Consider the following 20984-nt stretch of genomic DNA (forward strand, 5'->3'; position numbering starts at 1 on the left):
GTTTGTGCCCCGGGGTATTCGACGGCGGGAGGCCGGGTGGTGCGCGCGGCGCTGCCGGGGCAGACTGGGCCTGTGAACGAACCGTGGGTGCTGCATGTGGACCTGGACCAGTTCATCGCCGCCGTCGAAGTGCTGCGCCGTCCCGAGCTTGCGGGCAGGCCGGTGATCGTGGGCGGCCGTGGCGACCCCACCGAGCGTGCAGTCGTGTCCACCGCGTCCTACGAGGCGCGGGCCTACGGCGTGGGCTCCGGAATGCCGCTGCGCATTGCGGCGCGGAAAGTGCCCGATGCGGTCATCCTGCCGGTGGACCACGAGGCCTACCTGGAAGCATCCGAAAAGGTGATGGCGGTCCTGCGCGCCCAGCCGGGAACCACCGTCCAGGTGCTCGGCTGGGACGAGGCATTCGTCGGCCTTGAGACGGCCGATCCCGAAGCCTTCGCCCGCCGGCTGCAGGAGGAAGTCCTGGCGGAAACCCAGCTGCACTGCAGCGTCGGCATCGGGGACACCCTGGTCCGTGCCAAGGTCGCGACAACGTTCGGCAAACCCGCCGGCGTCTTTCGGCTCACGCAAGGGAATTGGCTCGAGGTTATGGGGGAGCGGCCCACCATCGATCTCTGGGGCGTGGGACAGGCAGTGTCCCGCCGTCTCTCCACCCTCGGTATCACGACCGTTGCTGACCTGGCAGCGGCCAACCCTGGGGACCTGGTTCCCGAATTCGGTCCAAAAATGGGGCCCTGGTACGCGCAGTTGGGGCGGGGAGACGGCTCCCGGGTGGTTGACGACACCCCATGGGTGGCGCGAGGGCACAGCCGCGAGACTACCTTCCAGCGGGATCTGACGGATAGGGCACCGATTGAGGATGCCGTCCGGGAGTTGGCGGCGCACGTCATGGAGGACGTCGCTTCCGAAGGCAGGCCCGTGATCGGCCTGACGCTGAAGGTGCGGTACGCCCCGTTCACCACCAGGACCTACGCTCGGAAGATCCCCGAGACATCCGATCCCGAGGTGGTGCTGGCACAGGTGCTTGACCTGGCCTCGAAGATCGAACCTGGGCAAGCTGTCCGGCTGCTGGGTGTCCGTGCCGAGATGACCATGCCCGAAGATTCCCGGAAGGGGCACACGCCGACCCGCAGCGGCTGGTGAGATTTCCCCCATCGATTGCTCCGTACTTGTCGTTCTGACGCCTCAAAACGGCAGGTACTCAGCAGTCGATGGTGGGTGGACAGCGAAACGGCGGCGGATCCGATGGATCCGCCGCCGTTTGGGGCTGTTGCAGCACGCCGTTCGCTGCGGCTGCACCAGCAAGGACTAGTCGCGCTTGAACTCGTCCTTCACGCTTTCGCCCACCTTCTTGGCGTCTGCCTTGACCTGGTCGGCCTGGCCTTCTGCCTTCAGGCGGTCGTTGTCGGTCGCGTTGCCTGCAGCTTCCTTGGCCTTGCCGCCGAGGTCCTCTGCCGCGTTACTGATCTTGTCTCCGAGGCCCATGGTTCCGGCCTCCTCTCGTTTCCGTCGATCAACCGTGCCCTTTCACAATAAACAAAGCTTGCTTACTGTTTCAAGCCCTCCTGTGTGGTGTTCCTTGTCGGGGGCCGGCGCTAGGCTCGGGGCTATGGATAAAGCACGTGGCACGGCGCCGGCCAAGGTCGCTGCACCCCGGCTCTCCGCGGTTGAGCTGCCGGACCTTGAAGACCTGCCGGACCCGTCGTTGGGCCGCGGGGGCCGGTACGAGAACGTACGGTTCAACCGCACCACCCTGGACGGTCTTGACCTGGGGGAAGCTGTATTCGCCGAGTGCCGGTTCGATGCCGCATCTTTCAACGAGGCCCAGCTCCGCGGTGCCTCGTTTCGCGACTGCATCCTGGCGGAGGCCTACGCGCCGGTCTTCCAGGGCGCCCGCAGTACCTGGCGCGACGTGGAGCTCCGCAACCCGCGCCTGGGCTCCGCGGAATTGTATGAAAGCGGCTGGCAGTCAGTCAGGATCGACGGCGGCAAGCTGGACTTCCTCAACCTCCGCGGCGCCAAGCTCAATGACGTGCTGATCAGCGGCTGCATCATCAACGAACTGGACCTCGGGGGTGCCGGCGCAACCCGCGTGCGGCTGGAAGACTGCACTGTTGGATCGCTGGACGTGGCAGGAGCCAGGTTGAAGGACTTCGACATCCGGGGCACGCAGTTCCGCAGGATCAGCGGCCTGGGCAGCATGTCCGGACTTGTCATTGATGAGTACCAGCTAGGCCTCCTGGCGCCGCTGATCGCCGCGCACCTGGGAGTGAAGGTCCTGTAACCGGATGCGCACCAAGAGCCTTGCCGTGTACCATTTACAGAACGAACGGTCGGTAAGTGGAAGATTCCGCTGTGCCGGCCGCCGATGACAGTGCTGTTTATCGCGTGAAGGGTGTTTCCATGGCTGCAACTGCAGGTCCGCAGGCTTTCCTTGTTGGCGGCGTCCGAACGCCCGTGGGCAGGTACGGAGGTGCCTTGTCCTCCGTGCGGCCGGATGATCTCGCCGCCCTGGTGGTCCGCGAGGCCGTGGAACGTGCCGGCCTGGATCCTGAAAGCATCGACGAGGTGATCCTGGGCAACGCGAACGGCGCGGGCGAGGAAAACCGGAACGTGGCCCGGATGGCCACCCTGCTGGCCGGGCTGCCGCTGCACATTCCGGGAATTACGGTCAACCGGCTCTGCGCGTCGGGACTCAGCGCCATCATCCAGGCCAGCCACATGATCAAGGCCGGAGCCGCGGACATCGTGATCGCCGGCGGCGTGGAGTCCATGAGCCGCGCACCCTGGGTGCAGGAAAAGCCCACCGCCGCGTTCGCCAAGCCGGGCCAGATCTTCGACACCTCCATCGGCTGGCGTTTCACTAACCCGCACTTCCAGCACGGCGGCCTGTCCCGGGACGGGAAGATGACGTACTCCATGCCGGAGACGGCGGAGGAAGTGGCCCGTGTGGACGGCATCACCCGCGAAGACGCTGACGCGTTCGCCGTCCGTTCCCATCAGCTGGCCCTGGACGCGATCGAGGCGGGCCGGTTCAAGGACGAGATCGTCCCCGTCACGGTCAAGACCCGCAAGTCAGAGACCGTGGTGGACACGGACGAGGGCCCGCGGGCCGGTACCAGCATGGACGTTCTCGCCCGGCTGAAGCCGGTGGCGCACGGCGGTTCCGTGGTGACGGCCGGGAACTCCTCGTCCCTGAATGATGGCGCGTCGGCCATCATCATTGCCTCGGAAGCAGCCATTGAGCGGCTGGGCCTGACGCCCCGTGCCCGCATCATTGACGGCGCTTCTGCCGGCTGCGAGCCCGAGATCATGGGCATCGGCCCGGTCCCCGCCACGCAGAAGGTGCTCAAGCGGAGCGGCCTGAGCGTCGGTGACCTGTCCGCCGTCGAACTTAATGAAGCCTTTGCCACGCAGTCACTGGCCTGCATCCGCCGGCTTGGACTCGAGCCGGAGATCGTGAACCGCGACGGCGGCGCCATCGCTTTGGGGCACCCGCTCGGTTCCAGCGGGTCACGGCTCGCCATCACCCTGCTGGGGCGGATGGAACGCGAAGACGCAAAGATCGGCCTGGCCACCATGTGCGTGGGCGTTGGGCAGGGCACCGCGATGCTGCTGGAGAAAATCTGATGACCGCCACGGTGGACCTCACGGCAGAGAACTTCTCCGCGCTCCTCGTGGAGGAGCGTGAGGACCGGGTGGTGGTGCTGCTCAACCGGCCCCAGGTGAAGAACGCGATCGACCAGCAGATGGTGGACGAACTCCACACTGTCTGCGCGGCACTGGAACAAAACCCCAAGGTGCTGATCATCGCCGGCGTGGACGGGGTCTTCGCCTCCGGTGCCGACATTGCCCAGCTGCGCGAACGCCGCCGTGACGATGCCCTGCAGGGCATCAACTCCACCATCTTCGTCCGGATCGCCAAGCTGCCCATGCCGGTCATCGCCGCACTGGACGGCTACTGCCTGGGCGGCGGCGCCGAACTCGCCTACGCCGCGGACTTCCGCATCGGCACCCCCAACGTGCGGATCGGCAACCCGGAAACGGGGCTGGGAATCCTGGCCGCAGCCGGCGCCAGCTGGCGGCTCAGGGAACTGGTGGGCGAGCCGCTGGCCAAGCAGATCCTGCTGGCCGGGCTGGTCCTTGGCGCAGACGAAGCCAAAGCGGCCAACCTCATCACCGAAATCCACGATCCCGCCGAGCTCCTGGACGCCGCCCACAGCCTGGCCAACAGGATCGGGCGGCAGGACCCGCTGGCCGTCCGCATCACCAAATCCGTTTTCCACGCCCCCGCAGAAGCGCACCCGCTGATCGACCAGCTGGCGCAGGGCATCCTCTTCGAGTCGCAAGCCAAATTCGACCGGATGCAGGCGTTCCTGGACCGCAATGCAGCGAAGAAGGCAAACACCGCCTCCGCACACCCCGCCGACGGAAAGTAGACCATGAGCAACCCGAAAGTTCCCGCCAACCTTCCCCCTCTCGTGGGGGTGCTGGGCGGCGGCCGCATGGGCGCCGGCATCGCCCACGCCTTCCTGATCAAGGGCGCCAATGTGCTGGTGGTGGAGCGCGACGACGTCTCCGCCGAAGCTGCCCAGGAACGGGTGGAGTCGGCCGCGTTGAAGAGCATCGAACGCGGGGCGGTGGATGCCAACTTCGAGGAACTGGTGACCCGCCTGACCGTCAGCACCGACTACGACGCCTTTGCGGACCGGCAGTTGGTGGTGGAAGCGGTCCCTGAAGACTGGGACCTCAAAGTCACGGCATTGAGGGGCATCGAGGAACGGCTGGGGCAGGACGCCTACATCGCATCCAACACCTCCTCGCTGTCCGTCAGCGGACTCGCCCGTGAACTGAAGCGCCCGGAAAACTTCGTGGGCCTGCACTTCTTCAACCCCGTGCCTGCATCCACGCTCATCGAGGTGGTGCTGGGGGAGCGCACGTCTCCCGAACTTGCTGCCGCCGCCAAATCCTGGGTGGAGGCACTCGGGAAGACCGCCGTCGTCGTCAACGATGCCCCGGGGTTCGCGTCCTCACGCCTGGGCGTGGCCATCGCACTGGAGGCCATGCGGATGGTGGAGGAAGGAGTGGCGTCCGCCGAGGACATCGACAACGCCATGGTCCTGGGCTACAAACACCCCACCGGACCACTCAAAACCACTGACATCGTGGGCCTCGACGTCCGCCTGGGCATCGCCGAGTACCTCCATTCCACCCTCGGCGAGCGGTTCGCGCCGCCGCAGATCCTTAGGGACAAGGTGGCGCGGGGGGAACTCGGACGCAAAACCGGGAAGGGCTTCTTCGACTGGCCCAGCTAGGCTGTCCGCCTTCGGGAATGGGGGCTAGTCGAAAATGCCCACGATGTAGCCGATGAAGTACAGGAGGCACAGCAGGACCACGACGCCAATGATGCCGATCCACAGGAACTGGGTGCCTTTCCTGGTGCCGTGCTCTTCGTGGCCTTGCGGGCCTGCGGTGGAGGCTTCTCCCGGCGGGGTTTCACCCGGGGGAACTCCGCCGCCGGGCTCCAGGCCGGTGATCTTGTCGTCCTCGGGATCCGGGTTGGGTCCTGACACAATAACTCCCTCGCTCGACGTCGTGGTGCTTGCCCCAGCGTAACCCGCCCTGCCGGCGGGCCTAGGCTGGTGCAGTGACTTTCCTTGAACCCCTTACCCTGACCGGCCGCTATGTAATCCTGGAGCCGCTCGCGGAAGAGCACCACGACGGGCTGCTGGACGCGGCTAGGGACGGCGAGCTGTGGAAGCTCTGGTACACGTCCGTGCCCGCGCCCGACGCCATGGCGGCCGAGATCAGGCGCCGGCTCGCCCTGCAGGAGCAGGGGTCGATGCTGCCCTTCACCACCCGGCTGATTGATCCCGGCACGGGCCGCCCGGGCCGCATCATCGGTATGACCACGTACATGAACATCGATGCCGCCACGCCCCGCGTGGAAATCGGCTCCACGTGGAACGCGGCCTCCGTGCAGGGGACAGGGACCAACCCCGACTCCAAGCTCCTGCTGCTCCGGCATGCCTTCGAGGTGCTGGGCTGCCCAGCCGTGGAGTTCCGCACGCACTGGCTGAACCACCAGTCGCGGGAGGCCATCGCACGGCTGGGAGCCAAGCAGGACGGGGTGCTCCGCAGCCATTCACGGACCAGCGACGGGAACCTGCGGGACACCGCGGTGTTCTCCATCCTGGAGCACGAGTGGCTGGCAGTCCGCGCCGGGCTTGAGTACCGGCTGGACCGGCGGGGTTACGGAACGGAGTAAACGCCCGATCCGCTGAGTGCCTTGAAGTAGGCCTGGTAGCCCGCAGCGTTTGGGTGGAAGCCATCAGGCGCGGTGCCAAGGTTGATCCACGGCTGTGGCGACAAGGCGCCGTGGCCGAGGAAGACGGTCCGCACATCGACGTATTGCACTTTGGGGTCCCCGGCAGCGGCGGCATCGGCCTCCTTCGCCGCGGCGTCGATCGTGTCGTCCAGCCGGTCCGCCAAGTTGGTGGCCGTGTAGATGAACTGCGCAGCCGGGTCGGTCATCCCTGCCGGGATTGGGTCCAGGAGGTAGGGATAGCCGGTCACCACAATCTTGGCGTTTGGCGCTGCGGCCCGCACGCTCTGGATCATCGTAACCAGATCGCTTTTCAGCTGGCCGCTCTGAAGCTGTATTCCGATTGCTCGAGGGCGCCGCCACATTTCGGAGCCGGTGGGAGCTGCGCCAGGACGACTCCGCAATAGTTGATGATGTCCCCGAAGCCGATGTTGTTGCCGCCTGCCGTGATGGTCACCAGTTCCGTACTCTTATTCAGCTGGCGCAGTTGGGTGTTCACGACGTCCCATGTGGTCTTGCCGCTGCAGGCAGCATTGACTACCAGTTTGACGGCCTTGTCCTCGGCGGCGAGTTCGGAATAGCTGTTGTCGCTGCGGTAGCAAGCATCCTGATACGCCCCTGCCCCTTGGCCGGCGGCATAGGAATCTCCGAGGGCTATGTATTTGATCTTGTCCGCGGCCTGCGCAGGGCGGCCGTTAAACCAGCGGTGATTGCCAAGGCGGCGAGCCCTGCTGCGAGACCCGACTGCCGCCGTCGTACTGAATTCTTCATCTTTTTGTCCCCTGAAATGACGTGCTGCCCCCGGATTGAGGGCAGCAGAGAGTAAGGCTACGCGGCAACCCGGCGGAGGACTTGGGCCGGGCAGCCCTTCCTTCGGCAACGTTTCTCCGTTATGTGACCCGGGCTCGCAGGTGTGTGGTTAGCTGTGCGGATGAGCAAGCAGGGCAAGTCCGTGGAGTGGGATGGCGCTGTCAACGCATGGCACGTCTCCGGCGGAATCTACCGGATGGGGCGGCGCGAGTGGCTGACCGAAGCAGGGTGGAAGCAGGCGTTCGACGACGGCGTCCGCACCGTCGTTGATCTCCGCAACCCAGGCGAGGGCCGGCGCCGCGACAGCGATCCTGATGTGCCTGCCGCAGCCCGGGCGGACATCGATGTGGTGCAGGCACCCACGGAGGAACCGGGGGATGCGCGGTTTACCGCCGTCACAGGTCCCTACCTGAACGATCCTGCACACTATGCCGATAATGCGCGGCTTTTCCCGGAGAGACTGGTGGGCGTCTTCCGGGCCATTGCCCTTGCCGCGGCCAAGGGGGATGTGGTGCTGCACTGCGCCGCCGGGCGGGACCGCAGCGGACTGGTGGCTGCCATGGTCCAGGACCTGGCGGGTGACTCCGATGAGGCCATCGCCGAGGGCTACCGGCGGGCAGCCCGCGGGATCAACGAGCGCTACCGCACCCATGGGCCGCCGCACAGCCGGGAACGCTACCTGACCGAGCCGGAGCTCGAGCCCCTGCTGGAGCAGCGAGGCCTCGCGGTAGTCGCATTTGTCCGGGCCCTCGACACGCGTGGCTATCTCCTGGCCAACGGGCTGCAAACAGCCGAACTGGATGCTGTGCTGGCCCTCTCCGGAACGCATGCGCCTACACTGGGACCAGTGTGACGTATGTGACGTGAGGGACTACTGCCTCCGTTGCGTGGACCGGCAGAGAGACGGCTATGAGCGGAACGGCAGCACCAGGGAACCAATTACTTGCCGCGGGAGTGATGGCTGGCATCGTTCTTGCGTTGGGCGTTGGTGCTGTGCCCACCGCGGCCTTCGCCGGGGGCCCCGAGCCAGGCAGCAGGTTGGCAGATCCTTATCCTTCGCCGGCTCCTTCCGTCGAAGGGCTCGCCGAAGCCGTGCTCCGTGACCTGGGCATGACGCTGGCGGAATTCAACGCGGCGGGCGAACTGGGGCGGCAGGCCATGCAGGCCCTGGACTCCCTCCAGGTGCTCCCGGGCTACGAAGGACTCAGCATTGGAAACGGAAAGATCCAGGTGCGGGGCACAGGTTCTGCCCTGCAGGCCCGGGTGGACGAACTGAACAAGACCGGCGGCGGCACATTCGTGCTCGTTGCACCCCCGGCACTCGAGGCCTCAGTCCCAGCGCCGGCACCCGATGCGCCGTCCGCCCCACCCCAATCCAAGGTCGCTCCAACAGCTGAGCCAGCCCCGGGCCGGCAAGTCGCAGTGAGCGCCGCCCAACTCTTCCAGGCGTACTTGCGGGACGTCGGAACAGCAGACCTGCAGGCTGTGGTCTCCGAGGCTGGACAATTCGTGATCCGCACAGGCGGAGTCGCCGCGGCACAGTCAGCATCTGAAGGAGCTGCAGCGGCAGGCACCGCACACCAAAGCGGCGCCGCAAGTCCCGGCAAGATTTCGCCATCGGAATTCGTCGCGAAGTACGCGAACGTCGTGCTCGACGGCGCTGCCCCCCTTAAGCCGGAAGCAGACGTGCCGGGCGGGGTTGGCTACAGGTCGGACCAGGGGTATACCTGTTCGACCGGCTTTTCCGCCTTTGACCCGGCGGGGCTGCCCGCTGTCCTGACTGCCGGACACTGCGCGGAAGACGGTACTGCCACAACCGTTGACCTGCTGCTCGGGGGAGTGCCTTCCGGGCGGCTGGGAACCTTCCAGTTCAGCCAGTTCGGCGGTCCAGGTAACTCTCCGGTGCTCGATCCAACAACCCCCACCGGTCCCGACTACACAGCAGTCACCGATCCCGGGAATGTGGGCACCGACATAGCCGTCATCGGGGCGATCGGGCAGGACCTGGACCCTCTACCGGCCACCAGTACCCACGGGAACCCGTTACAGCCCGGCCCGGACGTCAAGATCATCGGAACGGCTGCCCCGGTGCCCGGGATGCCCGTCTGCCGCTCGGGGTGGAGGACGGGGTGGTCTTGCGGCCACGTCAGTGCCGTGGGGATCTTCCTGGTGGGCGGCCCCACGTACGTCGATGACCCTGCCGATCCCGGGCACAATGACATCCGCGCGTTCAACGGGTTCCTCTCCTACGATGTCCAGTCCGCGGGCGGTGACTCAGGTGGCCCGTGGATCAGTGGCAACTTCGCGGTGGGCATCCATTCCGCCGGCGAATCGGGCGGGGCGGTAAACATTGCCGTGGCTGCTACGCTCCAGGACTCCCTGAAGGTACTTCACGGCTATCAGCTGGAACTTTTCCTGAACAAGCCTGCCATCACGGCACCCGCGTCCGGAGCCGCCTACCAGCCGGGCCAGGTCATCAGCGGCCAGGTTCCCGCGGCTCCCGCATCTGCCGTTGCCGCCGGATCCACGGTCCGGGTCACGCTCCAGGGAAAGGACCCGTTCGAGGTGCCCGTGGACTCGGCCGGCAAATGGAGCTTTACGGCTCCGCAGGGCACGGAAACGCTCCGCTTCACCGCAGAAACGGTAAACGGGTTCAGCCGGTCCGGTGCCAACAGCTTTGAGTATGCGTCGGCAGCGGCACCGCCCGCCCCGCCGGCAAGCCCGGCACCCACTGAGCCGCCGGCAAGCCCGGCACCATTGACGCCCGCGCCGAGCGGGCCTGCCCTGACTGATCCTGCCCTGACTGACCCAGCCCCCGCGGATCCGCCGCCTGCCCAGCCTGCGGAAACTCCCGCCGTCGTACCTCCGCCGGCAACCAGCCCGGCTACCGCCGCTCCTCCTGCGGACCTTGCCAACACGGGTGGAAGCGGTGATCCCGCCAGTGGCGGCCTGGCGTACACCGGGTCAGCCGGGTTGCTTCCCGCGGCTGCTGCCGCCGCGGGCGCCCTTGCTGTCGGGATTGTGCTGACGGTGCTTGTCCGCAGGCGGAAGCGGCGGGCTTCACGGTAGCCGCCACGCGCCGGGTCGCCGTTAGGGGACCCGGCCCGTGGCGACGCCGCGAGGATGATGCGCAGCACCTGCCTCAGCGGCGGCCCCCGCACCTCTCCTTGCCGTCAACCACCTGGACCGCCACGTCCAGCGTGCCGTCGGCCAGGCTTCCCCAGGCATAGACGATGGTGTTCTTGCCACCTTCGACGGTGATATCAGCCGGGCCAATCACGGGGTCGGTGGTCCCTGCCGCTGCCACCGAAGCTGAAACCGTGCCGGCCTTCAGCTTCAGGGTTGCCTCGTCCGGGTTGCTGAGGCCTTCAATTACGGCGGTTCCGCCGGCCAGTACGTCCACCGCGGGCGCTGCGGCGACGTGCCGGACCGTGAGCTTGCCCTTCGTGTCATTTCCGGGAGCCTTGGTGTCGTTCGTGAAAAGGGACGCGGTAGGGGCTCCGTCCGCGTCAAGGTGCGCCACTGCCGTGTAGTTGCGTCCCTCGTCGAGCTGCACGTCGACCGGGCCGATCACCGGGTTTTCGGCGCTGGTGGCGTCCGATGCGGTGATGGCGATCTGGTAATCGCCGGCGGCCAGTTCCAGTGGTCCGGCCAGGGTCCCGGGCGTGAAGTCATCAAGGGTGAGCTCGCCATTCACCCATACATCCACGGTCAGGCCGGGAACGCCGTGCAGGACGGACAGCAGGGCGGGGTCGTCATCGTGGTGCCAGTTGCCGGCCTGGGCGGGAGCGGCGAAGGCCAGTGAAGCAGCAAGGGAAAGTGCTCCAGCGGCGTAGGCTATTTTGCGCATGTCGAACTCCTTGGGGGATGCCCGGTATCCGGGCTGGTGATGCTGACATGCTTATTACCTCTGCAGTGCCGCCCATGGATGCACCGCCCGGGAATTTTTTTCGTTAGTTCTTCCGCTTCATCAGCAGGTTGGTGATGCGCAGGGTGCACAGCCGCTGGCCTGCCTCGTTGGTGATCAGCACCTCGTGCGTGGCCAGCGTGCCGCCCAGGTGGATGGGGGTGGCCGTGATGGTCACCTGGCCCTCGCGCGCGGAGCGGTGGTGCGTGGCGGAAACGTCAACGCCCACCGCCGTCTTGCCCATGGTGCTCGCGTGGATGACGGCCGCCCAGGACCCCACCGCCTCACCCACAGCCAGTGAGGCGCCGCCGTGCAGCAGCCCGAACGACTGCCGGTTGCCCTCCACGGGCATGGTGGCCACCACGCGCTCCACGGACTCCTCCAAGATTTTCACGCCCATCTTCTCGTCCAGCTCCCCGAGGGTGATTTTCCAGAGCTCGTGCTGGCTGGCGGAAGCGTCCTGGGGTGACGGGGCGTTCATGCGTTCTCCTTTGGGTGGCCAATTCGGTCCTGGCCTTCTAGTGTGCAGCACGGCACTTCATGTATGGTGAATATATTACCGAACGGACGGTCAGTAATGGCCGCCTTGTTTGCCTGCCCCCTTGTTGGAAGGACCGTCAACGATGACCACCACAGCCACAGCTCCCCAGGCCACGGTCGACACCGTGGAGACAGTGCCCAGCTTCGTCATGGACGCATGGTGGACGCCCGACGCCGGCTCCTCGGCTTCCGCGGTCCCCGTCCGGGATGCGAGCACGGGGGAGATCCTGGCCAAGGTGAGCACGGAAGGCCTGGATCTTGCCGCCGTCGTGGAGTACGGCCGCACCACCGGCCAGGCTGAGCTGGGCCGGCTGACGTTCCACCAGCGCGCCCTCAAGCTCAAGGAGCTGGCGCAGTACCTGAACGCGCGCCGCGAGCACTTCTACAACTTCTCATTCCAGACCGGCGCCACCAAGATCGATTCCATGGTGGACATCGACGGCGGCATCGGCGTCCTGTTCACCTTCGGCTCCAAGGGCCGGCGTGAGCTGCCCAACTCCCAGGTGGTGGTGGACGGCCCCATGGAGGTGCTGTCCAAGGACGGCTCCTTCGCGGGCGAACACATCTACACCCGCATCCCCGGCGTTGCCGTGCAGATCAACGCCTTCAACTTCCCCGTCTGGGGCATGCTCGAGAAGTTCGCCCCCGCCTTCTTGGCCGGCGTCCCCACCATCGTCAAGCCGGCCACCCCCACTGGCTATGTTGCCGCCGCCGTGGTCAAGGCCATCGTTGAGTCCAACATCCTGCCCAAGGGTTCGCTGCAGCTCATCTCCGGTTCCGTCCGCGGGCTCCTGGATGTACTCGATTACCGCGACCTGGTGGCGTTCACCGGGTCCGCCTCCACGGCCAAGTCCTTGAAGTCCCACCCGAACGTGGTGGAGGGCGGCGTCCGGTTCACGTCTGAGACCGACTCCCTGAACGCTGCCATCCTTGGCCCCGACGCCGTGGAGGGGACCCCGGAATTCGACGCCTTCGTCAAGTCCGTGGTCACCGAGATGACTGTCAAGGCAGGCCAGAAATGCACCGCCATCCGGCGCGCCATCGTGCCGCAGGAACTGGTGCCTGCCGTGTCGGCAGCCATCGGCAAGCGCATCGCCGAGCGCGTGGTCCTGGGCGACCCCCGCGGCGAAGGCGTCACCATGGGCGCCCTTGCGTCGGTGGAACAGCTGGAGGACGTCCGCGCAGCCGTCCAGTCAATGCTCGACGCCGGCGGTGAGCTAGCGTACGGAACGCTCGAATCGCCGTCGGTCACCTCCGCCGACGGAACCACCGGGGTAGTGGACGGTGGGGCCTTCATGGCTCCCGTCGTCCTGAACTGGGACAACCCGGAAGCGGAAGCCATCCACTCGCTGGAGGCGTTCGGGCCGGTATCCTCCGTTATCGGCTACAAGGACCTGGCCGACGCCGTCCGCCTGGCCGCCCGCGGCGGAGGTTCGCTGGTGGCCTCAGTGTGCACCAACGATCCCGAGGCGGCCCGCGAACTGGTCACCGGCATCGCGGCCCACCACGGCCGCGTCTTGATGCTGAACCGCGAGGACGCCCGGTCCTCCACCGGCCACGGCTCACCCGTTCCCCACCTGGTCCACGGCGGCCCCGGACGCGCGGGCGGCGGCGAGGAACTGGGCGGGATCCGGTCCGTGCTGCACCACATGCAGCGGACCGCCATCCAGGGCTCCCCGAACATGCTGACCGCGGTCACCGGTGTGTGGCACACCGGGGCTGACCGCAACTTCACCGTGGAGACCGAGGGCGCGCATCCGTTCCGGAAGCACCTGTCCACCCTGCGGATCGGCGACGCCGTCCGTTCCGACCTGCGGCAGGTCACCCTGGAGGACATCAGCGCGTTCGCCCACTCCACCGGGGACACGTTCTACGCCCACACCAACCAGGAAGCAGCCGAAGCCAACCCGTTCTTCCCGGGCATCGTGGCGCACGGCTACCTGCTGCTGAGCTGGGCTGCCGGACTCTTCGTGGAGCCTGCGCCGGGCCCAGTCCTGGCCAACTACGGCCTGGAGAACGCACGCTTCCTCACCCCGGTTGCCGCCGGCGATTCCATCCGGGTGACCCTCACCGCCAAGAAGATCACCCCGCGTGAAACCGACGAATACGGTGAGGTGGCCTGGGACGCCGTGCTCACCAACCAGAACGACGAAATCGTGGCAACGTACGACGTCCTCACCCTGGTCGAAAAGTAACCACCAACGCCCCATCACTTACCGCCGGTTCTTCCCAAACGCCCCATCACTTCTTTGAGGAAAGTGATCGGGTGTTTGGGTTTGGTGGGCGGGAAGTGATGGGGCGTTTGGGTTTGGGAGGCGGGAAGTGATGGGGCGTTTGGACCGGTTCTTTTTACTGCTGCCGGGCGTAAGATTCTGCCCGTAGGAGGTGGCCCCAATGACCCTGAAAATGAACACAGCCACAACCATCCTTCCGGTCGACGATGCGGCCCGCGCCCGCAGCTTCTACACCGAAAAACTCGGACTGCCGCACCGCGGAATGACCGATGACGGAAGCGAATTGCTGGGCGCCGACGGCGGTCCCATGCTGCAGCTGATGCCGGTCTCGGACGGCAGGCACTCGGACCATACCGCGCTGAGTTTTGAGGTCGCGGATATAGAGGCGGCAGTCCGTGACATGGAGGCAAGGGGCGTCATGTTCCAGGACTACGACCTGCCCACCCTGAAGACAGAGAACCATATCTGCACCACGGAATCGGAAAAGTGCGCATGGTTCATGGACACCGAGCACAACATCCTGTGCATCCACCAAAACCTGGGCGGCGCGCTCGAGTACCAGGTCTAGGCGCGGTGGGTGCAAACCACGTGAGCACAAACTAAAGCAGCAGGGGTACCCCGGTCGGATCGGGGTATCCCTGCTGCCTCAGTTCAAGGAGAGTCAGCTTTCGGCGCCGCCGTGCAGGGCGTCGTCGCTGCTGTCATCCTCGGGGCCGGTTCCGCGGCCGTCTTCGCTGCGGTCGGAGAGGTCCATGTTGCCGCGGGCCTCATCCATGGTGGGCCCGCCTCGCGGGACGCTGTAGGTGTCGGGGCGGATGCCGTGCGACTGTTCCTCGATCAGGGCCTGCTCCTCGCTGAAGCGGATCACGTTGGCCTCGTCGCCGGCGTCGCCGGGAATGTCCTCACGGAGCTTTGACGGATCCGGAACGATGAATCCTGCGTCCGGTTCTTCCTTGGGGTGACTCATGTTTCTTCCTTCCTATCGGGTGGTTGTGGCGGCGGGGCGGTCGGTGAGGTCCACCTTGATATCCAGGGTCTGGTCGCCCCGCTTGACCTTGAAGCCTACGGTGTCGCCGGGGTTGCGCTTGCGCAGTTCCGCCAGGAGCTTCTCCGGCGTGGTGAGCTCCACCCCCTCCATGGACGCCAGGACGTCGCCGGGGCGGATTCCTGCCTTCCCCGCCGGACCGTCAGCGTCTGCGGCGAGGACCACGACTCCGGATCCTGCCTCGATGCCCAGTTGGGCGGCGATCTGGGCCGTCAGTTCGCCCGGGGTAAGGCCCAGGTAGGCGTGCTTGGCGGTGCCGTTGGCCAACAGTTCCTCCGCCACGTCCACGGCGGTGGCGGCGGGGATGGCGAAGCCAAGGGAGACCGCGCCGGCTGACGGCGGGATGTACGCCTCGCTGATCCCGATTACCTCGCCGCGCATGTTGATCACGGCGCCGCCGGAGTTGCCGGGGCTGATGGGGGCGTCCGTCTGGATAAGGTCCACCAGCGAGAGGCTGTTAGAAGCGGAGCCCGGGATGGAGCGGTGCAGCCCGGAAATGATGCCCGCGGTGGCCGTGTTCTCGAATCCGAGCGGGGAGCCCAGGACCAGCGCGCCCTCGCCTACCTTGGGCAGGGTGCTTTGGTAGGTGGGCTTGGGCAGGCCCGTGCGCTTGGCCTGGACCAGCGCGAGGTCGGTCACGGGATCGCTTGCCTTGACAGTCCCTTCGACGCGCTGCCCGTCCGCGAACCCCACCTCCACGGTAGTGGCGCCGCGGATCACATGCTCATTGGTGAGGATCAGGCCGTCCGCGGAGTACACCACGCCGCTGCCCAGGCCGCCCTCGGTGAAGATGGTGACCACGGAAGGTGAAAGGTTCTCCACGAGTTGCGGCAGGTTGCCGGCTGCGGTTCCGGAATCGGAGCCACCGCCGGCGCTTGGCGCTGCTGAGCCGGGAGCTCCGGAGGCAGCAGCCGACGGCGATGCCTCGCCAGGGGAGGCGCTGCTGGAGGCTGGGGGACTTGGCGTACCCGTGCAGCCGCTGAGTGCCAGGGCTGCGGCAACGAGGCCGCCCGTCAGAACTGTCCGGAGGCGGCATGAACACCGTGGACCGATGGCCTGGCTCATTCAGGACCTCCCTGCGGACGATGGCTTTCTACCACCGTAGCCGGGGAGCCCGCAAAATACCAAGCACCCTTATTAGTTGGCTGCGGACCGGTGCATCCGGGCCTACACGTCCGCGTGGAGGCCGTCGAACGCCATGGTGATGACGTCGTCGGCCAGCCGTTTCGGGGACAGGGAACCGCCAGGCTTGTACCATTCCACGATCGAGTTGATCATGCCGAACAGGAGCCTCGTGACGGTGCGGGGATCGATGTCCTGGCGGAGCGAGCCTTCATCGCGGGCGGCGGAAATCAGCGCGGCTACCTTATGGTCGAAGGTCCGGCGGCGTTCCAGCGCGTCCCGCTCAATCTCCGTATTGCCCCGCAGCCGCAGCAGCAGGGTGACGAAAGGCAAGCGGTCCACCAGCACCGCCACCGTTTGCCGGAGGACGAACTCCAGCCGGGCATCGGCGGCCCCGGAGGTGGCCTCCGGCTGCTCCAGGATGGCCTCAAGGCCGCCCAGCGCGTGATCAAGGGCAAGCTTGAGCAGGTCGCCTTTGGACGGCACGTGGTGGTAGATGGCGGACTTGGAGATGCCCAGGTTGTCCGCCAGGATCCCCATGGATGTGGCGTCGTAGCCGTGGCGGTTGAAGACGTCGACGGCGATGCGCAGCACGGACTGCTGGTCGTAGCCGGGGCGGCCGCGCTTAGCTGTTCCGTTGGCTGCTGCGCCGGCGGGGCTGGATGTTTCAGTGGTGCTGGGCATAGTGGCTAGTTTCTCACGAACGGTCGGTCGGTCCGGGAGCTCCGGGCCGGCCGGGCGGCAACCCGGCCGGCGTCGGCTATGCCCGGCAACATCTTTCGCTACGCCTTCGGCCGCATGTCGTAGATGCGGCGCAGCTTGCCGTTGGAGCGCTCCAGCGAGCCCGGGTCCACCACGTTCACGGTGCACGAAGAACCCACGTGGATCTTGATCTGCTCCTTCAAGGTGCGTGCCGCCGTCGTGCTCTGCTCAACGGTGACCGTGTCCCGGCGCTCGATGCGCACGGTCAGCTGGTCCATCCGCTGGCCTTCCGGGCGGGTCAGTTCGAGCTGGAAATGCGGGCTGAGTTCGGGGATCCGGAGGGCGATTTCCTCGATCTGGGACGGGAACAGGTTCACGCCCCGCAGGATGATCATGTCGTCGCTGCGGCCGGTGATGCGGCCCATCCGGCGGTGTGCCGGACGTGCCGAGCCGGGCAGCAGGCGGGTGAGGTCCTTGGTGCGGTAGCGGATGATCGGCAGCGCTTCCTTGGTGAGCGAGGTGAAGACCAGTTCGCCGTGCTCGCCGTCCCGCAGGACGTTTTCCTTGCCGGGGGCCGGGTTGAAGGGGTCGATGATTTCGGGGCGGAAGTGGTCCTCCCAGATGTGGCTGCCGTCCTGGGTTTCCACGGCCTCACCGGCGACGCCCGGGCCCATGACCTCGGACAGGCCGTAGATGTCGCATGCCTTGATGTTCATCATCACTTCGAGTTCGTGGCGCATCTCCTGGGTCCACGGCTCGGCGCCGAGGACGGCGAACTTCAGCGAGGTGGAGGCGGGGTCGATGCCCATGTGCGCCATGGCGTCGGCGATGGTGAGCAGGTAGGTGGGGGTGGCCAGGATGGCGTCTGGCTTGAAGTCCTGGATCAGCTGGATCTGGCGTTCGGTCTGGCCGCCGGACATGGGGATGACGGTGCAGCCCAAGGCTTCTGCGCCGGCGTGCGCGCCGAGGCCGCCGGTGAACAGGCCGTAGCCGTAGGCGTTGTGGACCTTCATGCCGGGGCGGATGCCGGAGGCGCGGAAGCTGCGGGCCACGAGCTTGGCCCAGTCGGCGAGGTCCTGCTTGGTGTAGCCGACGACGGTGGGCCGGCCCGTGGTGCCCGAGCTGGCGTGGATCCGGGCTACTTCGCTCTGCGGCACCGCGAACATGCCGAACGGGTATTCCTCGCGCAGGTCGTCCTTGGTGGTGAAGGGGAAGTTGCCCAGGTCCTCGAGTTCACGCAGGTCGTTGGGATGGATGCCGGCCTCGTCGAACTTGCGCTTGTACAGGGGGACCCGGTCGTAGGCGTACTGGACCGTGTGCTGCAGGCGGCTGAGCTGGAGGGCTTCGAGCTCGTCGCGCGAGATGGTTTCCTCGCGGTCCAGGACGGCGTCGGTGCCGGCGCCTGCGGACTCCTGGGTGGAAACGGCAGCGGCGGGGGTTTCGGGGGCATGCAGGGTCATGGTTTTCCTACTTCTTGGGGATGGTGCGGCTGCGTCCGCGGAACTCGGCGATGAGCTCGCCCGGGGAATTGGGCTGTTTTTCGGAAGCCGGGGTACCGGCATCCGCGGCGAAAATCTGGATGTCGTACAGGCCGCTGCGGCCGGCACTGGAGCGGCGGTCCGCCACTGCCGTGAGTACCTGGCCCCGGAAGGCGGGCTTGAGGAAGTTGATGTCGACGCCGGAGGCGACGGTGATGGTGCTTTCCTCGCCGGGTGCAGGGTGGATGGGGTTGCACGCCAGGGCGAAAGCAGTGTCGCCGAAGGCGAAGATCATTCCGCCGTGGGCCATGCCGAAGCCGTTGAGCATTTCCTGCCGGAGCGTCATCCGGATGGTGGCGTGGCCGTCGCTGAGGGCCAGGACCTCGATTCCCATCCATTCGGAGGCGTAGTCGTTTTCCAGGATGGGGTGGGTGGCCCCGGAAACTGTCGTTTCAGCCATGCGTCATTGCCTCCAGCTTTATTTACCGAATGTTCATTAGGTAATCCCATGAGGGGGTCCGGTGTCAAGAGGAGGCGGCTCCGCGCGTGCCTTCCCGCGCCCCTCCGCGAGATGGCACTTGGCGGCAGTCCCCGTCCCCGACATTGCCCTGAAGTGCCATCTCGCGGGACAGAAGTGCAAGGATGGGGGGACCGGCACCAGCAAGAACAGCAAAGGGCGGACCATGGCCAAAGGCATCTACGTCAGCGCAACCACCCCCGGCTCGGGCAAGTCCCTGGTGGCGCTCGGCCTGGCGGATACCCTGCACCGGCATGCGGACAGGATTGGCTTCTTCAAGCCGGTGGTCCACGGGCCCTCGGCCGCCAATGACCCGATGGTGGCCCTGATGAAGGCCCGGTTCGCCCTGGATGACGATCGTTGCCGCGGCGGCCTGACCTACGACGAGGTCCGCACCCTGCTCGCGGAAGGAAACCGGGCGGAAATCGATGCCCGGTGCGTGGAGATCTTCGCTGACATCGCGCGCCACTGCGACGTGGTGATCGTGGAAGGCACCGACCTGGTGGGCCAGGACTCCGCCGTCGAGTTCGACCTCAACGCCCGGCTGGCCAACAACCTCGCCACACCTGTGGTGGCGGTGGTGGGGGCCAAGGGGCGGACCGTCGCTGAGACCGCCGCCGCCGTCGAGGTTGCCCGCAAGGAGCTCGCCGCCGAACGGTGCGCCCTGCTGGCCATCATGGTGAACAGGGCCAGCGCCGGGGAGCTGGACGCCATCGCGGCTGCCCTGAAGCCCGGGGCGTCCGGCCGACCGGTGTATATCCTGCCTGAGCTGGAAGAGATCGCCCGTCCCACCACCGGTGAGGTGGCAGCGGCGCTGGGCGTTCGCCAGATCGCGGGAACGCCGGACATGGAACGCGACGTCAGGGACATCAAGGTGGCCGCCATGAACGTGGGCAACTTCCTGAACGTGCTGGACGAGGGCGCCCTGGTGATCGTGCCGGGGGACCGGGCCGACGTGATGGTGGCCTGCCTGGCCTCCTCCTTCTCGCCCGAATTTCCCGTGGCTTCGGCGCTCATCCTCACCGGTGGCCTGGCCCCGGACGCCAACATCTACCCGCTCCTGGCGCAGGCGCCGTTCCCTGTGTTTGCCGCGGACGAGGACACGTACCAGACCGCCCGCCGGGTGTCCGAGGTGCGCAGCGAGATCTGGTCGGGCCACCGGCGCAAGGTGGCCTCCGCCCTGGGCCTCTGGTCCCGGCGGGTGGATGAGGCCGAACTGGTGGAGCGGCTGCACCTGCCGCGGGCCGAGCGGATGACGCCGCTGCGGTTCCTGCACGACCTCATCGAGCGGGCCCGGGCGCAGCGCCGCCACGTGGTGCTCCCGGAGGGGACTGACGTCCGGATCCTGCGGGCCGCCGAAATCCTGCACCGCCGCGATGTGTGCGACCTGACGCTCCTGGGCCCGGAATCCGACGTCCGTGAGCTGGCTGCGGCCAACGGCATCGACCTGTCCGGCATCAATGTCATCGACCCCGCCACTTCCGACCTGCGGCTCAAATTCGCCGAGAAGTATGCCGAACTGCGGGCGCACAAGGGCGTGGACCTGCCCAAGGCGCTGGAGATCATGCAGGACGGAAGCTACTTCGGCACCATGATGGTCCAGCTGGGCGTGGTGGACGGCATGGTGTCCGGCGCCGCCCACACCACCGCCCACACCATCCGGCCGGCCCTGGAGTTCGTGAAAACCCGTGAGGGCGTGAAGATCGTGTCCTCGGTGTTCCTGATGCTGATGCCGGACCGGGTGCTGGTCTACGGCGACTGCGCCGTGAACCCGGATCCCAACGTGGAGCAGCTGGCGGACATCGCCCTGGCCTCGGCCGAGACCGCGGCGCAGTTTGGGGTGGAGCCGCGGGTGGCGATGCTCTCCTACTCCACCGGCGGCTCAGGCTTTGGCGAAGCGGTGGACGAGGTGCGGCAGGCCACCGAACTGGTGCGCCAGCGCCGCCCGGACCTCGCCGTGGAGGGCCCCATCCAGTACGACGCCGCCGTGGATGCCTCGATCGCCGCATCCAAGATGCCCGGTTCCACCGTCGCGGGGCAGGCCACCGTGTTCATCTTCCCGGACCTGAACACCGGCAACAACACCTACAAGGCTGTGCAGCAGAGCTCCGGTGCCGTGGCCGTGGGGCCGGTCCTGCAGGGGCTGCGGAAGCCCGTGAATGATCTCTCCCGCGGCTGCACGGTGGAGGACATCGTGAACACGGTGGCCATCACGGCCATCCAGGCGCAAGCGCAGAATCCAGCGCAGGCCCAGGTCGCCGCACACGCCCCCGCGGAGGCACCCGCCTCCTAGGAGACCACCTA

22 protein-coding genes are annotated in these 20984 nt (G+C 66.7%); 11 read left to right on the forward strand and 11 right to left on the reverse strand.

What is annotated here, in order from left to right; genetic code table 11:
* Positions 1 to 72: 72 nt before the first annotated feature.
* Positions 73 to 1143 (forward strand): DNA polymerase IV, encoded by a 1071-nt coding sequence (locus tag ACR65J_RS11220; RefSeq protein WP_440168700.1) that lies wholly within the window; start codon positions 73 to 75, stop codon positions 1141 to 1143.
* Positions 1144 to 1308: 165 nt separating this feature from the next.
* Here ACR65J_RS11220 and ACR65J_RS11225 read toward each other — a convergent pair whose 3' ends face one another.
* Positions 1309 to 1485, reverse strand: coding sequence for a CsbD family protein (locus ACR65J_RS11225; RefSeq protein ID WP_043452369.1), 177 nt, complete (start codon positions 1483 to 1485; stop codon positions 1309 to 1311).
* A 124-nt stretch (positions 1486 to 1609) separates the two neighbouring features.
* On the opposite strand from ACR65J_RS11225, the gene ACR65J_RS11230 reads away from it, so the two are divergent.
* The 4 genes from ACR65J_RS11230 to ACR65J_RS11245 all read left to right on the forward strand — a co-directional run bounded on the left by ACR65J_RS11230 (position 1610) and on the right by ACR65J_RS11245 (position 5315).
* Positions 1610 to 2284: a pentapeptide repeat-containing protein gene (locus ACR65J_RS11230; RefSeq protein WP_440168703.1), complete on the forward strand. Its 675-nt coding sequence runs from the start codon at positions 1610 to 1612 to the stop codon at positions 2282 to 2284.
* 119 nt (positions 2285 to 2403) lie between these two features.
* Positions 2404 to 3630, forward strand: a complete 1227-nt coding sequence (locus ACR65J_RS11235; protein ID WP_440168705.1) for a thiolase family protein — start codon at positions 2404 to 2406, stop codon at positions 3628 to 3630.
* Positions 3630 to 4439 (forward strand): enoyl-CoA hydratase/isomerase family protein, encoded by an 810-nt coding sequence (locus ACR65J_RS11240; protein ID WP_440168707.1) that lies wholly within the window; start codon positions 3630 to 3632, stop codon positions 4437 to 4439. The genes ACR65J_RS11235 and ACR65J_RS11240 overlap by 1 nt, the downstream gene beginning before the upstream one ends.
* 3 nt (positions 4440 to 4442) lie before the next feature.
* Positions 4443 to 5315 carry a 3-hydroxyacyl-CoA dehydrogenase family protein gene (locus ACR65J_RS11245; RefSeq protein ID WP_440168710.1) on the forward strand — a complete coding sequence of 291 codons (873 nt, stop codon included), beginning with the start codon at positions 4443 to 4445 and terminating at the stop codon, positions 5313 to 5315.
* Positions 5316 to 5339: 24 nt separating this feature from the next.
* Here the strand turns inward: ACR65J_RS11245 and ACR65J_RS11250 are convergent, their stop codons facing one another.
* Complete coding sequence (locus tag ACR65J_RS11250) at positions 5340 to 5573, reverse strand: DUF6480 family protein (protein ID WP_440168712.1); 234 nt, start codon at positions 5571 to 5573, stop codon at positions 5340 to 5342.
* Between the two features lie 74 nt (positions 5574 to 5647).
* On the opposite strand from ACR65J_RS11250, the gene ACR65J_RS11255 reads away from it, so the two are divergent.
* Positions 5648 to 6268, forward strand: coding sequence for a GNAT family N-acetyltransferase (locus ACR65J_RS11255; RefSeq protein ID WP_440168715.1), 621 nt, complete (start codon positions 5648 to 5650; stop codon positions 6266 to 6268).
* On the opposite strand, the gene ACR65J_RS11260 is transcribed toward ACR65J_RS11255, so the two are convergent.
* Together ACR65J_RS11260 and ACR65J_RS11265 are read right to left on the reverse strand one after the other, a co-directional pair.
* Positions 6253 to 6690 (reverse strand): GDSL-type esterase/lipase family protein, encoded by a 438-nt coding sequence (locus tag ACR65J_RS11260; protein WP_440168718.1) that lies wholly within the window; start codon positions 6688 to 6690, stop codon positions 6253 to 6255. The genes ACR65J_RS11255 and ACR65J_RS11260 overlap by 16 nt on opposite strands.
* A complete protein-coding gene (locus ACR65J_RS11265) occupies positions 6639 to 7205 on the reverse strand; it encodes a GDSL-type esterase/lipase family protein (protein WP_440168720.1) in 567 nt (188 codons plus the stop codon). Before ACR65J_RS11265 ends, ACR65J_RS11260 begins: the two co-directional genes overlap by 52 nt.
* 51 nt (positions 7206 to 7256) lie before the next feature.
* Between ACR65J_RS11265 and ACR65J_RS11270 the strand changes: the two genes are divergently transcribed.
* Together ACR65J_RS11270 and ACR65J_RS11275 are read left to right on the forward strand one after the other, a co-directional pair.
* Positions 7257 to 7988 carry a tyrosine-protein phosphatase gene (locus tag ACR65J_RS11270; protein WP_440168723.1) on the forward strand — a complete coding sequence of 244 codons (732 nt, stop codon included), beginning with the start codon at positions 7257 to 7259 and terminating at the stop codon, positions 7986 to 7988.
* Positions 7989 to 8092: 104 nt separating this feature from the next.
* Entirely contained in the window at positions 8093 to 10204 is a 2112-nt protein-coding gene (locus ACR65J_RS11275) for a S1 family peptidase (protein ID WP_440168726.1), read from the forward strand.
* 73 nt (positions 10205 to 10277) lie between these two features.
* Here ACR65J_RS11275 and ACR65J_RS11280 read toward each other — a convergent pair whose 3' ends face one another.
* Both ACR65J_RS11280 and ACR65J_RS11285 read right to left on the reverse strand, forming a co-directional pair.
* The gene (locus tag ACR65J_RS11280; protein ID WP_440168728.1) at positions 10278 to 10985 is read right to left on the reverse strand and encodes a DUF4397 domain-containing protein; all 708 of its coding nucleotides are present in this window, start codon (positions 10983 to 10985) and stop codon (positions 10278 to 10280) included.
* Positions 10986 to 11088: 103 nt separating this feature from the next.
* Positions 11089 to 11523 (reverse strand): PaaI family thioesterase, encoded by a 435-nt coding sequence (locus ACR65J_RS11285; RefSeq protein ID WP_440168730.1) that lies wholly within the window; start codon positions 11521 to 11523, stop codon positions 11089 to 11091.
* Positions 11524 to 11665: 142 nt separating this feature from the next.
* Between ACR65J_RS11285 and paaZ the strand changes: the two genes are divergently transcribed.
* On the forward strand, positions 11666 to 13777 hold the full coding sequence (paaZ, locus tag ACR65J_RS11290; protein ID WP_440168732.1) for a phenylacetic acid degradation bifunctional protein PaaZ: 2112 nt from the start codon (positions 11666 to 11668) through the stop codon (positions 13775 to 13777).
* 211 nt (positions 13778 to 13988) lie between these two features.
* The gene (locus ACR65J_RS11295) at positions 13989 to 14384 is read left to right on the forward strand and encodes a VOC family protein (RefSeq protein ID WP_440168734.1); all 396 of its coding nucleotides are present in this window, start codon (positions 13989 to 13991) and stop codon (positions 14382 to 14384) included.
* 93 nt (positions 14385 to 14477) lie between these two features.
* Here ACR65J_RS11295 and ACR65J_RS11300 read toward each other — a convergent pair whose 3' ends face one another.
* The 5 genes from ACR65J_RS11300 to ACR65J_RS11320 all read right to left on the reverse strand — a co-directional run bounded on the left by ACR65J_RS11300 (position 14478) and on the right by ACR65J_RS11320 (position 18623).
* Complete coding sequence (locus ACR65J_RS11300; protein ID WP_440168737.1) at positions 14478 to 14783, reverse strand: hypothetical protein; 306 nt, start codon at positions 14781 to 14783, stop codon at positions 14478 to 14480.
* Between the two features lie 12 nt (positions 14784 to 14795).
* Positions 14796 to 15926: a S1C family serine protease gene (locus tag ACR65J_RS11305; RefSeq protein ID WP_440168740.1), complete on the reverse strand. Its 1131-nt coding sequence runs from the start codon at positions 15924 to 15926 to the stop codon at positions 14796 to 14798.
* A 102-nt stretch (positions 15927 to 16028) separates the two neighbouring features.
* Positions 16029 to 16667, reverse strand: coding sequence for a TetR/AcrR family transcriptional regulator (locus ACR65J_RS11310; protein WP_440168743.1), 639 nt, complete (start codon positions 16665 to 16667; stop codon positions 16029 to 16031).
* 98 nt (positions 16668 to 16765) lie between these two features.
* Positions 16766 to 18145 (reverse strand): phenylacetate--CoA ligase PaaK, encoded by a 1380-nt coding sequence (gene paaK, locus ACR65J_RS11315; RefSeq protein WP_440168745.1) that lies wholly within the window; start codon positions 18143 to 18145, stop codon positions 16766 to 16768.
* A 7-nt stretch (positions 18146 to 18152) separates the two neighbouring features.
* The gene (locus tag ACR65J_RS11320; RefSeq protein WP_440168748.1) at positions 18153 to 18623 is read right to left on the reverse strand and encodes a hotdog fold thioesterase; all 471 of its coding nucleotides are present in this window, start codon (positions 18621 to 18623) and stop codon (positions 18153 to 18155) included.
* 223 nt (positions 18624 to 18846) lie between these two features.
* On the opposite strand from ACR65J_RS11320, the gene pta reads away from it, so the two are divergent.
* Positions 18847 to 20973: a phosphate acetyltransferase gene (gene pta, locus ACR65J_RS11325; RefSeq protein WP_440168750.1), complete on the forward strand. Its 2127-nt coding sequence runs from the start codon at positions 18847 to 18849 to the stop codon at positions 20971 to 20973.
* Positions 20974 to 20984: the final 11 nt, after the last annotated feature.

The organism is Arthrobacter sp. SAFR-044, from assembly GCF_059414985.1.